This window comes from Massilia sp. Bi118 (genome assembly GCF_918697865.1).
Classification (GTDB): Bacteria; Pseudomonadota; Gammaproteobacteria; order Burkholderiales; family Burkholderiaceae_D; genus Telluria.
The window spans coordinates 451,936-463,620 of sequence record NZ_CAKKMV010000001.1 but is presented as its reverse complement, the minus strand read 5'-3'; the positions used below and the strand labels follow the sequence as shown (position 1 = coordinate 463,620).

The following is an 11,685-nucleotide window of genomic DNA, read 5'->3' as shown; positions in this document are numbered from 1 at the left end:
ACAATACGCATTTTACGCGTATCCAGTGATGTACGGCACGTTAGCGCGCAATCAGTTCGCCGTTGATGATGGATTGACCAGCGAATTCTGGGCAGGCTGCGTGATTCGCGCCACAACCGATGCTATATGCGCATCGAGCAGGCGAGTATCAAGTGCGGGGATGCCAAGTTTGATGTCGCCGGCCTGCACCAGGCCATAGATTTTCCTGTTGATTTCGGACACCACGCCGCCCGATCCGTTCTCCGGATCGCCGATCCAGAAGCCCAGGTCGAGCTCATAGCCTTCCGGCGCGAAACGGCTCAGCGACACGCCCGGGGCCGGCGTCTCCAGCACCCGCGGCGTGCCGGCGGCCTGCGCCACCAGCAGCGGCATCACCTGGTCGAGGTCGGAACCATAGGCCACCGTCAGCTTGGTGCCGGCCCGAACCGCGCGCATGCTGAGGGTCTGGTTCAGCACCGGGCCGGAGATCAGCATCTCGTTCGGCAGCACGGTTTCGACGCCGTCCAGGCCTTGCAGGACCGTGTAGCGGGTATTGATCTGGGTAACTTTGCCGGAGTACTTGTCGACGGAAATCATGTCACCGATCGACAGGCTACGCTCGAGAAGAATAATGAAGCCAGACACGTAATTGCTGGCAATGCGCTGCAGGCCCAGTCCGAGGCCCACGCCGAGCGCGCCGCCGAACACGGACAGCACGGTCAGATCCAGACCGGCCATGCTCAGGCTGAGCAGCACAGCGCTGATGATCAGGACGGCGCGGCTTACCCGCGCCAGCGCCACGCGCAGCGAGCTGTGCAGCGCATGGACACCCATCAGCCGTTCTTCCAGCGCCGCGCCGGCCCACAGGGCCAGGATCATCAGCACCGCGATCGATACGACTGCTTGCAGGACGTCCCCGAGCACCACTTGATTGCGCCCCTTCTTGTAGAGCACAGTCGAATCGAGGAAGTCGAAGATATCCGGCCACTTGCCGGTAATGTACAAAGCCACCGCTGCCCACACCAGCAGGGCAAAAATCTTCTCGAAGGTGACGAAGGCCTCGCCCAGCTGGCCATGGCGCGCGAACACGCGCCGCAGCAGGAAGAAAGCCGCGCGGATCACCACCAGCGACCAGAACACGGGAATCGCCACCTTCACGATATTCGTATGGAAGCGGTTCGTGGCCAACAGCCAGGTGGAAACATACAACAGGCCGACCACCAGCAGCGGCGCGATCACGCGCGTCAGGCTGGCCACCCCTTCGTGGCGCGTGATGCCCTGCGCCGTGCGGCGCCCGCGCCACCAGGCCTGCAACAGCCCCGCGCACAGCCAGCCGATCAGGACGCTGGCCGCGATGGCCCCCACCTGCCACGGCATGCCGGGCCGGCTGAGGTCATCGAGCAGGTCGTCGATCAGGCTGGTGATCTGCAGCGGAGCCAAGGTGCTTACTCTTCGGCGTCGCTTGCTTCAGCGTCGGCGGCGTCGTCCGCCTTGGCAGCCTTGGCGGGCTTGTCGGCAGCCTTGCGCTCGAACACGGCGGCAAAGAAGCCGTCGGTGCCGTGCTTGTGCGGCAGCATCTTCAGGTAATCACCCATTTCCAGCGGAATGCGTTGCTCGGCCAGCACCTTGTTCATCGGCACCAGTTCGAAGTCCGGATGGCTGGCCAGGAATTGCGCGGCGATGCCCTCATTTTCCTCGTCCAGCAGGCTGCAGGTCGCGTAGACCAGGCGGCCGCCGAATTTCACCAGGCGCGAGGCGCCGTCCAGGATCGACGCCTGCTTTTCGGTCAGCTCGGCGACGCCCGAAGCTTCCTGGCGCCACTTGACGTCAGGATTGCGGCGCAGCGTGCCCATGCCCGAGCAAGGCGCGTCGACCAGCACGCGGTCGATCTTGCCGGCTAGGCGCTTGACCTTGGCGTCGCGTTCGTGGGCGATGACGACCGGGTGCACGTTCGACAGGCCGCTGCGCGCCAGGCGCGGTTTCAGCTTGGTCAGGCGCTTTTCCGAGACGTCGAAGGCGTACAGGCGGCCGGTACTGCGCATGATGGCGCCGATGGCCAGGGTCTTGCCGCCGGCGCCGGCGCAAAAGTCGACCACCATCTCGCCGCGGCGCGCGCCCAGCAACTGGGCCAGCACCTGGCTGCCCTCGTCCTGGACTTCGATCGCGCCTTCCTTGAACAGCGGCAGGTTCTGCAGGGCCGGCTTCTTCATGACGCGCAGGCCGGTCGGCGCGTAAGGCGTCGGTTCGGCGACGATCGGCGCGGTGGCCAGTTCGGCGACGACCTTCTCGCGGTCGGTCTTCAGGGTGTTGACGCGCAGGTCCAGCGGTGCCGGCGTGTTCAGCACGGCAGCCAGCTGCAGGGTTTCTTCCTCGCCGTACTGGGCGACGAACTTGTCGAACAGCCAGTCAGGCAGGTTGGCGCGCTGCTTGGCCGGCAGCAGCGAACGGTCGATTTCCTTGATGCGTTCCAGGAAAGCGGTTTCGTCTTCGCTCAGGCCGCCCAGCGACTCGGCGCCGATGGCGTCGGCCATGCCCAGCAGGACCAGGCGGCGCATGGTTGCGCTGGCGCCGGTGCCGAAGCCGCCGAAGTCGGTGTAGAAGCTCTTGTTGCGCAGTACCGAGTAGATGCACTCGGCGATGGCGCCGCGCTCGCGGCCGCCCAGGCGGGGATGGTCCTTGAAGTAGCGCGACAGGGTGACGTCGGCAGGCGCGGTGAAGCGCAGGATCTCGCGCAATACTTCTTCAGCATTGCCGAGGATCGCGGGTGGCAATCTCATGTGTTTCCTTGTTTAAATACTGGTGGTCTCGGCGATGCGGACTTCGCCGTCTGCGATGCTGAGCCTGTCTTCGATAAACAGGCGCACCGCTTGCGGATAGATGACGTGTTCCTCGGCCAGCAGGCGTTCCGCCAGGCTGTCCTCCGTGTCGCCCGGCAGCACGGGAATACGCGCCTGCAGCACGCTCGGGCCGTGGTCCAGCTCGGCGGTGACGAAGTGCACGGTGGCGCCATGTTCCAGCACGCCGGCTTCCAGCGCCTGGCGGTGCGTGTGCAGTCCCGGGAACAGCGGCAGCAGCGAGGGGTGGATGTTCAGCATCCGGCCGGCGTAGTGCTCGACGAAACCGCAGGTCAGGATGCGCATGAAGCCGGCCAGCACCACCAGGTCGGGCGCGAAGCCGTCGATGGTTTCCTGCAGGGCCGCGTCGAAGGCTTCGCGCGAGGCGAAGGCCTTGTGGTCGACCACGGCGGTCGGAATGCCATGCGCCTGCGCGAACGCCAGCCCTTTGGCGTCGGGCTTATTGCTGATCACGGCGGCAATGCGGGCCGGCCACTGCTGCGCTTCGCGCGCCCGCACGATGGCTTCCATATTGCTGCCGCGGCCAGAAATAAGGATCACGATATTTTTCATAAGCCGGCATTGTAACTCGCCAACGCCCATACGTCGTCCCCGCGAAGGCGGGGACCCAAGTTTGCAAGCTTATCGTTAGCTCGAACAGAACTTGGGTCCCCGCCTGCGCGGGGACGACGTTTACATGCAGCAGGTTATCCGCAAAAGCACGAATTATTCAAAAGGCCGAGCCCCAACCCAACCCACCGATTGCGGCGACTGCGGCTCTTCAAACGAATAAAATACGCGGAACGGGACTTTTTTCTCGGCCCAGAATTCGGCCGCGTCGCGGAACACGTCGAGCAGGGTCTCGCGGGCTTCCTTGTCGAATTTTTGCGTATTCGGCAATTGGTCGAGCACGGCGATGAAGCCTGGTTGCGGTCCGGATTCGGCGATCACGTTGGTGATGCAATTACGCAACGCTTCGAAGTTTTTACTGCACGGACGGGGGAAGGTGAATTGCTCGCCGATGCGGGCGCAGACTTGTTGTTTGGTGAGGGCATTGGCGCAATGAGCGTAAAGGAAGTGATGGCCCAGGCGGCCCGCTTCCTTCTGCAGCTCCGTGGCGCGATAGGCCCGGATCGACTGCACCAGATTAGGCGGCACTCTCATCAACAAACTCATTTTCCCCTCAAGTTTCCCACCGTTAAAACCCTTAGTCCCGTAAGGGTAACGTTTTGTGGTATCCAGATCAACCCGAATATGGACGGGCAGGCCGGATTTGTAAGAATTGATGGCCTTTTTCAGGCTGAATTAAGGCTTTTTGCCCCTTTTTCGCTCTGGAGACGTATCTGCATGTCTCCTTCTGCCTGTTACATTTTGTTGCCATGCGGATCGCCTCAATGCAGCGACTCGCAGTAACATTCACTCATGGCAGTAACCGTCCAATAAACTTAGAAGACCATCTTACCGAGGTACGAACATGAACTTCAAAGCCAAACTGATTCTCTCCGCCCTGGGCATCTGCGCCCTGCCGCTGGCCCAGGCTGGCGATTTCGAAGATTTCGGCCAGGTCGTGCGCGTTCAGCCGCGTATCGAACAGGTCCGCACCCCGCGCCGCGAATGCCGCACCGATTACGTCCAGGCCCCGGTCCAGCAGCAGCGCAGCCAGGGCGGCTCGGTCGTCGGCGGTATCGCCGGCGCCCTGCTGGGCAGCCAGGTCGGCAGCGGTAACGGCAAGGTCGCCGCGGCAGCCGCCGGTGCGATCGCCGGCGCCATGGTCGGCGACCACGTCGAAAACGATGGCCGCAGCGGCTACGCCGGCACCCAGGAACAGGCCGTGCAGCGCTGCCGCACCGTGGAATCGGTCGAACAGCGCACCAACGGCTACGACGTGACCTACGATTACCGTGGCCACACCTATACCACCGTCATGCCGCGCGATCCGGGCAACCGCATCCGCCTGCGCGTCTCGGTGGAGCCGGAACAGTACTAATCCGTTTTACCGGCGCGGAGGACCCTCTCTCCTCCGCGCCGTCAGTTCCCTCCGCAGCCTTAAGCCAGCTGCACCCTGCCGTGGTGCTTGCACCCCGGCAGGACCTCCCCCGATAATAGGATGTTCCCTTCAGGTCGTCCTATGCTCATCAAACGCAAATCCATCGAACTGGCCGAATCCTCGCGCCGTCCCACGCCCGCTGCCGCCCGCGCCTCCGCACCCAAGCCGGCACGCAAGCCGAAGTTCGCCCCCGTCACCCTGTCCGAGCAGGACGGCGTGCGCTTCCTGCACTTCGGCACCGAGTGGGTGCAAGGCGCCATGCGCATCCGCAAGCCGGACTGGCCCGAGCTCGAATACGCGCAGCAGATGATGGCCTGGATGCTGTTCATCGAGCAGCCGCGCGCCATCGCCCAGCTGGGCCTGGGCGCCGCGACCCTCACCAAGTTCTGCTACCGCCAGTTCCCGCAGGCCCTCGTGACCGCGGTCGAACTGAACCCGTCGGTGATCGCGATCTGCTCCTCGATGTTCAAGCTGCCCTCGGACGACGAGCACCTGCAGGTGCTGGAGATGGATGCGATGGACTTCGTGCTCGACGATGCCAATCACGACGCCTTCGACGTCCTGCAGTGCGACCTCTACGACGCCACCGCGCGCGGCCCGGTGCTCGACACGCCCGAGTTCTACCAGGCCTGCAATGCCTGCCTGGCTTCGGGCGGCGTCATGACCGTGAACCTGTTCGGCGACCATCCCAGTTTTAAAAAGAACATCAAGGCGATGCGCTTCGCCTTCGACACCGTGATCTGCCTGCCCGAGGTCCACGACGGCAACGTGGTCGCGCTGTGCTTCAAGAACAAGCCGGACCTCGACCCGGAACGCCTGGCAGCGCGCGCCGCGCAGATCGTGACGTCGACCAAGCTGCCTGCGAAATCCTGGGTCAAAGGGATACAGGCCGCCCTCGCCGCCGATAAGAAATAAGCCATGAACGCCCCCGCCGCCGCCACGCCGGTCCGTCCCAAGTCGCCGAAGTCGCTTGATCTGCAGACCATCTTCTCCTGGCTGCTGGCGGATGGCATCGTCGAGAAGTCGACCGTCAAGCCGCACTTCGCGCAGGCCCAGGGCATCCTGAAGAACGCGGTCGGCGCCATGCATCCGCTGACGGCCATCGCCCAGTGCAAGATCGTCTCCGCCAAGCCGCCGCACAAGCTGCTGACGCTGGACGTGCTGAGCGAATGGTGCGCGGCCAAGGTCGGCCTGCCTTTTCTCCGCATCGACCCGCTGAAAATCGATTTCACGAAGGTGGCGGACGTGATGTCGGCCAGCTATGCGGCGCGCTTCAACATCCTGCCGGTGGAGCTGAAAGGCGATGCGCTGGTGGTGGCCACCGCCGATCCCTTCCACACCGAGTGGCAGGACGAGATCGCGCGCATTTCCCGCAAGCGCATCGAACTGGTGCTGGCGAACCCGCTCGACATCGCCCAGTACATCTCGCAGTTCTTCAGCCTCGCCAAGTCGATCCGCGACGCCAACAAGTCCAGCGGCCAGGACCTCGCGCTGCGCAACAACTTCGAGCAGCTGGTCGAACTGGGCAAGTCGAACAAGCAGGTCGACGCCAACGACCAGCACATCGTCAACATCGTCGACTGGCTGTGGAGCTACGCCTTCGACCAGCGCGCCTCCGACATCCACCTGGAGCCGAAACGCGAATCCGGCGTGATCCGCTTCCGCATCGACGGCGTGCTGCACCAGGTGTACCAGGTGCCGGCAGTGGTGATGATCGCCATGACCGCGCGCATCAAGCTGCTGGGACGGATGGACGTGATCGAAAAGCGCCGCCCGCAGGATGGCCGCATCAAGACGAAAACGACCGGCGGCCAGGAAGTCGAACTGCGCCTGTCGACGATGCCGACCGCCTTCGGCGAAAAGCTCGTCATGCGTATCTTCGACCCCGAAGTGGTCGTGAAAACCCTGCCGGAACTCGGCTTCCCGCCCGACGACGCCGAACGCTGGGACGCGCTCACCAAGCGCCCGCACGGTATCATCCTGGTGACCGGACCGACCGGCTCGGGCAAGACCACGACCCTGTACACGACCCTGAAAGCGCTGGCCACCAGCGACGTGAACGTGTGCACGGTCGAAGACCCGATCGAGATGGTGGAAGCGGCCTTCAACCAGATGCAGGTCCAGCCGGGCATCGACCTCTCCTTTGCCGACGGCGTGCGCGCGCTGATGCGCCAGGACCCGGACATCATCATGGTCGGCGAGATCCGCGACCTGGAGACGGCCGAGATGGCGATCCAGGCGGCGCTGACCGGCCACCTGGTGCTGTCGACCCTGCACACCAACGATGCGCCCTCTTCCGTGATGCGCCTGCTGGAACTGGGCGTGCCCTGGTACCTGCTGGGATCGACCCTGAGCGGCATCATGGCGCAGCGCCTGGTGCGAACTTTGTGCCCGCACTGCAAGAGCCCGGACGGCGAACTCTCGGACGAGGTCTGGGACAGCATCGGCGGGGCCTGGAAGGTCCCGAAGCCGGCCACCGTCTACCGCCCGGTCGGCTGCCCCGAGTGCCGCCAGACCGGCTTCCGCGGCCGCACCGGCATCTACGAACTGGTGACGGTGACCGAGCCCTTCACCCACCTGATCAAGGAAGTGACGGACCTGGCGGCGCTGCGCCAGCAGAGCGTGGCGGATGGGATGAAGCCGCTGCGCATTGCCGGGGCGTACAAGGTGGTGGAGGGGGTGACGACGGCGGAGGAAGTGCTGAAAGTTACCTCCGCTTTGTCGTAATTTGCACGTAGCTCTGGCGTAAATCAAAACGGCCCGCTATAATGCGAGCCTTCTTCGGGTCGTTAGCTCAGTTGGTAGAGCAGCGGACTTTTAATCCGTTGGTCGCAGGTTCGAGCCCCGCACGGCCTACCAAAGAATTTAATGAAAACGCCAGCCTTCGGGTTGGCGTTTTTGTTTTCTGCTTCCGCTATCGATAATCCTTGGGATAGGCGGTCTGGATATGCAGCGGCGCCCAGGACGGCGCCGGCAGCACCTTGTCGACCAGCACGAAGACAGCGGTCACGTCCACTTTCTGCAGGTATTGTTGCGGACCTTGCGCAGCCACCCATTTCTTGGCCACCTTGGCCATGGGGCTGTGCACCACGTTGGCCTTGATCTTCCCGAGCTGGGCGCTCAGCTGGACCGTGATCGTGCAGCTGTCCACGCCGTGGGTGTTCAGTTTTGCCAGTTCGGCCTGGCCGACCGGATCGTGCAGCGCTTCCTGGATGGCCAGGATCTGATCCTTACGGCCGGCGAAGGTGGAATCCTGCTTGATCTGGCGGCGGTCGAAGGGGTCCTCACGCTGTTCGCTGTGACGCGCGATTGCATGGCCGTGGTGGATGCCGCCGGGGCGCTGGCGGCGCTCGCTCAGGCACAGAATCTGGTGGATTTCCTCGCGGGTGTAGTTCCGGTCGTAGCCCATGGTCGTCGCTCCGGCTGAAGGTGAAATCAGTGAGCGCTCGACTGCCCGCTTGCGCTCGAAGTCAATTCTATGCCTGCTCAGTGCTCCTGCGCCAGCGCAGCGTCAGCATTCCTTCACCATCGAACTTCGTGATGCTAGCCCGATACCCTGCTGTGGTGAAAATAGAGATATGCCAAGCCGATCGGTGCAACGAAAATCGCGAAAACCCAGCAAACCATCATCGAAGCCAACTTAACCCCAAGCATGAGCAGGGCGCTCACGAAGAACACGTTCTCCCCTAGCATAAAGTTCACAACGCTCTCGTAGACAAAGCGTGAATAGGGGTACAACAATGTATTCACAACCATCATCAGCAGCATTGGAAAATGCAGCGGATGGCTGCCCTGGCTCTGGCTCAACATGATGAGAAGAAAAATCGGAAACGCCAGTCCGAAGATCAAATGCCGCACGTAGTACGAAGTGGACAAACCACCGAACGTCTTTGCGATTACAGGGTGCATCGAGACCTCCTCGGTATGATTGGAGCCCGAGCATAAGGTGCCGCCTTCCAGAGCGTTACGACCTTCGACAAACCGCCTCGAAGTCCGTAAGCGTTTAGGAGGCCACGATGAACGACTCTCTTCCCATTGCAACCGGACCTTTCCGTCGTCGCTTCGCTGGGATCATTCTTGTAGCAAATCGCGTATCTTCGATTGGCTTGTCGGCACAGCTAGGGCAAGTTGCGCATGCTCAAGTTCTTCTAGTACGTGCCCTTGAATAATTACAAGGTTTTCACGTCGCAGTACCGAACGAAGCATGTGTTCAACCGCAGAATCGCGATGACCAATCCTCTCCGCTCAATTCATGATCTCATTTACGGCAGGCAGTACAACCGTATCCTACGTCTGTCATTCCCTGACAATGACGCTCCCGCGGCCCAATTCGTCGTAAGCAAAATCGATGCAACGGAGAGTCTGTCCAGGGACTTTGAATTCACAGTCGAGTTGCTGTCTGATGAGGCCGGCGTTGCGCTCAAGGAGATGCAAGGTAAGCTGCTCAATATCGAGCTAGTGCGCAAGGACGGCAGCCTGCGCTATTTTTCCGGCTACGTATTCAGCTTCGGCCGCCGTCATTCCGATGGCGGCATCACCTTTTACGAAGCCAAGCTCGGTCCCTGGCTGAAATTCCTCAGTCTACGCAAGGACAACTACCTATTCCATAACAAGACATTGCGCGAACAGACGGAAATCATTTTCCGTGACTACGGTATTTATCCTCAATGGGACTGGCGCGTGACGGGCGATGATGCGGCCATGACCGATGCCTGTCAGTTCGACGAATCCGACTTCAACTACCTGAGCCGTCGCTGGGAGGCAGCAGGCTGGTATTACTGGTACGAACATGACGCTACCGGACACAAGCTCATCGTCAGCAGCGATTCCACGCAGGCCCCGGCGCTCGATGGCGGTGCAGAAGTGCGTTTTCACGGCGAAGGCGGAGCACTGGAAGAGGATGCGATTGATCGATGGTCGCCGGTGCGACAGACCATGCCCTCCAGCTTTGGTTTGAACGGTTTCAACTTCAAGGATCCCAGACCGTCCAGTCTCACCCTTCCCACCTTGAACCAGCAGGGCAAGGTGCCAGAGATCGAGTCCTATGAGTACGCCGGCGCTTACGGTTTCAAAAACTTCCAGGATGGCGATGCCCAGTGTCGGATCAGGATGGAAGAAATCGAAGCCATTGCCAAGCACACCGAGGCGGAAGGTAATGATCGTTTCATGATGCCAGGCCGCTGGTTCCAGCTGGTAGACCACTTCAATCACAATGTTTACGGCCGAAGCAGCGAGGCCGCCAAGGACAACTTCCTGGTCCTGTCGGTCCGTCACATCGCCACCAACAACTATCTGCAGGAAGAGGATGAGAAAACCCTCTATCGCAACTGGCTGACCTGCACTCGCAAGAGTGTCCCTTGGCGGCCAGGCCGTAACTTCAACAGCAAGGACACCAAGATCCTTGCACCCCAAACTGCCATTGTCGTCGGCCCTTCTGGTCCGGACAGCATCCACACCGATGAATACGGCCGCGTACGAGTGCAATTCCATTGGGACCGGGAAGGCAACAACGATGAACGCAGCTCGACCTGGATACGGGTATCCAGTTCCTGGGTCGGAGCGGAGCTTGGCGCCATGGCGATTCCACGAATAGGAACGGAAGTGATCGTCCAATGGCTCGGCGGTTGCCCTGACCGTCCGATTATCACGGGAGCAGTATTCAACGAACTCAATATGCCGCCGTGGACTGTGCCAACACAGAAGGCGTTGACCGGATTCCGAAGCCGGGAGCTAACTCCCAATGGAGGCAATGCCTCTGGTGGAAGGAGCAATCACCTGATCCTCGACGACACGAATGGGCAGATCCAGGCACAGCTTAAGAGCGATCATCAGCACAGCCAGCTTTCGCTCGGGTATATCACTCGAATCGAGAACAACCGCGGACGCATGGATGCCCGAGGCGAAGGCTGGGAAATCGCCACCAATGCCTGGGGCGTCGCCCAGGCCGGAAAAGGCATGCTGATCACCACTGAGGCGCGCCCCAACGCGACCTCCCAGGTCAAGGATATGGACGAGACCATTCAACGTCTCGCCTGCGCCCTACAAAACCAAAAGGACCATGCGGACGTAGCGGAGAAAAACCGAGCACAGGAAAGCGGCCAGCAATCGCGCGTGGCAGCATCCGTCAAAGCGCAAAACGACGCGGTTCGGGGTGATGGTGCCAGTTCCGCAAAATGCAGCTTCCCAGAACTCTCCGAGCCCCATTTGATACTGGCGAGTGCCGCCGGGATTGCTACTACCACGGCTCAGTCTACGCACATCGCAAGCGAAGTGGACACCGCGATCACAACGGGGAAAAGCGTCGCGATCGCAGCCGGTGACGGTTTCTTCGCGAGCGTCGTCACTACGCTCCGCCTGTTCGTTCAAAGAGCTGGCATGAAGTTGACTGCTATGGCAGGTGACATCGACGTGCAGACCCTTTCCGACAGTATCAATTTGCTCGCGAAATTGAACATTACACAAACGGGGAACCGAATTGTTATCAATGCCAAGGAAGACATCGTCATCAACGGCGGCGGCAGCTACGTCAAATTCAGTAAAGCCGGGATTGAACACGGTACAACGGGCACATTTGTGGCCCACGCCGCCTCTCATAGCTTCGTCGATCCAAAGAGTCTCGCACTGGCCTCAAACGAAATGGAAAAGGGCCACTTCGATCAGACCCCGGTCTTGCGCGATCTCGACGGGCCGCTAGCAAACCGCAAGTTCGAGCTAACGCGCGAAGATGGAACGATTATCAAGGGCGCCACCGATGCCGAGGGTCGTATGCCCATACAAAAAGGCATAGATATGGCAACTGCCAAATTAAAAATATTAGGCGAATAA

At 61.2% G+C, this 11,685-nt stretch carries 10 protein-coding genes and 1 tRNA gene; 5 read left to right on the top strand and 6 right to left on the bottom strand.

From position 1 onward, the window contains the following. Positions 1–51: 51 nt before the first annotated feature. From LQV39_RS02035 to LQV39_RS02020, 4 genes are all read right to left on the bottom strand, one after another. Positions 52–1,419 carry a mechanosensitive ion channel family protein gene (locus LQV39_RS02035; protein ID WP_230019951.1) on the bottom strand — a complete coding sequence of 456 codons (1,368 nt, stop codon included), beginning with the start codon at positions 1,417–1,419 and terminating at the stop codon, positions 52–54. Positions 1,420–1,424: 5 nt separating this feature from the next. Continuing rightward, a complete protein-coding gene (locus LQV39_RS02030) occupies positions 1,425–2,756 on the bottom strand; it encodes an RsmB/NOP family class I SAM-dependent RNA methyltransferase (protein ID WP_230019950.1) in 1,332 nt (443 codons plus the stop codon). 12 nt (positions 2,757–2,768) lie between these two features. Then, positions 2,769–3,386 carry a phosphoribosylglycinamide formyltransferase gene (gene purN / locus LQV39_RS02025; RefSeq protein ID WP_230019949.1) on the bottom strand — a complete coding sequence of 206 codons (618 nt, stop codon included), beginning with the start codon at positions 3,384–3,386 and terminating at the stop codon, positions 2,769–2,771. A 153-nt stretch (positions 3,387–3,539) separates the two neighbouring features. Beyond that, complete coding sequence (locus LQV39_RS02020; RefSeq protein WP_230019948.1) at positions 3,540–3,989, bottom strand: barstar family protein; 450 nt, start codon at positions 3,987–3,989, stop codon at positions 3,540–3,542. A gap of 298 nt (positions 3,990–4,287) precedes the next feature. Here LQV39_RS02020 and LQV39_RS02015 point away from each other — a divergent pair, with 298 nt between their 5' ends. The 4 genes from LQV39_RS02015 to LQV39_RS02000 all read left to right on the top strand — a co-directional run bounded on the left by LQV39_RS02015 (position 4,288) and on the right by LQV39_RS02000 (position 7,719). Next, positions 4,288–4,800: a glycine zipper 2TM domain-containing protein gene (locus tag LQV39_RS02015; protein ID WP_230019947.1), complete on the top strand. Its 513-nt coding sequence runs from the start codon at positions 4,288–4,290 to the stop codon at positions 4,798–4,800. A gap of 141 nt (positions 4,801–4,941) precedes the next feature. Continuing rightward, a complete protein-coding gene (locus LQV39_RS02010; protein WP_230019946.1) occupies positions 4,942–5,775 on the top strand; it encodes a spermidine synthase in 834 nt (277 codons plus the stop codon). A 3-nt stretch (positions 5,776–5,778) separates the two neighbouring features. Further along, positions 5,779–7,587 (top strand): GspE/PulE family protein, encoded by a 1,809-nt coding sequence (locus tag LQV39_RS02005; RefSeq protein WP_230019945.1) that lies wholly within the window; start codon positions 5,779–5,781, stop codon positions 7,585–7,587. A gap of 56 nt (positions 7,588–7,643) precedes the next feature. Further along, positions 7,644–7,719, top strand: a tRNA-Lys gene (locus LQV39_RS02000). Positions 7,720–7,774: 55 nt separating this feature from the next. Here LQV39_RS02000 and LQV39_RS01995 read toward each other — a convergent pair. Both LQV39_RS01995 and LQV39_RS01990 read right to left on the bottom strand, forming a co-directional pair. Next, complete coding sequence (locus tag LQV39_RS01995; protein ID WP_230019944.1) at positions 7,775–8,269, bottom strand: hypothetical protein; 495 nt, start codon at positions 8,267–8,269, stop codon at positions 7,775–7,777. Positions 8,270–8,403: 134 nt separating this feature from the next. Beyond that, the gene (locus LQV39_RS01990) at positions 8,404–8,769 is read right to left on the bottom strand and encodes a hypothetical protein (RefSeq protein WP_230019943.1); all 366 of its coding nucleotides are present in this window, start codon (positions 8,767–8,769) and stop codon (positions 8,404–8,406) included. 318 nt (positions 8,770–9,087) lie between these two features. On the opposite strand from LQV39_RS01990, the gene LQV39_RS01985 reads away from it, so the two are divergent. Beyond that, positions 9,088–11,685 carry a type VI secretion system Vgr family protein gene (locus tag LQV39_RS01985; RefSeq protein WP_230019942.1) on the top strand — a complete coding sequence of 866 codons (2,598 nt, stop codon included), beginning with the start codon at positions 9,088–9,090 and terminating at the stop codon, positions 11,683–11,685.

Excerpts from the sequence above, each read along its gene's own strand:
- LQV39_RS02010 (WP_230019946.1), top strand. The coding sequence starts at position 4,942 with ATGCTCATCAAACGCAAATCCATCGAACTGGCCGAATCCTCGCGCCGT.
- LQV39_RS01985 (WP_230019942.1), top strand. The coding sequence starts at position 9,088 with ATGACCAATCCTCTCCGCTCAATTCATGATCTCATTTACGGCAGGCAG.
- LQV39_RS02015 (WP_230019947.1), top strand. The coding sequence starts at position 4,288 with ATGAACTTCAAAGCCAAACTGATTCTCTCCGCCCTGGGCATCTGCGCC.
- LQV39_RS02030 (WP_230019950.1), bottom strand. The coding sequence starts at position 2,756 with ATGAGATTGCCACCCGCGATCCTCGGCAATGCTGAAGAAGTATTGCGC.
- purN (WP_230019949.1), bottom strand. The coding sequence starts at position 3,386 with ATGAAAAATATCGTGATCCTTATTTCTGGCCGCGGCAGCAATATGGAA.
- LQV39_RS02005 (WP_230019945.1), top strand. The coding sequence starts at position 5,779 with ATGAACGCCCCCGCCGCCGCCACGCCGGTCCGTCCCAAGTCGCCGAAG.
- LQV39_RS02020 (WP_230019948.1), bottom strand. The coding sequence starts at position 3,989 with ATGAGTTTGTTGATGAGAGTGCCGCCTAATCTGGTGCAGTCGATCCGG.
- LQV39_RS01995 (WP_230019944.1), bottom strand. The coding sequence starts at position 8,269 with ATGGGCTACGACCGGAACTACACCCGCGAGGAAATCCACCAGATTCTG.
- LQV39_RS01990 (WP_230019943.1), bottom strand. The coding sequence starts at position 8,769 with ATGCACCCTGTAATCGCAAAGACGTTCGGTGGTTTGTCCACTTCGTAC.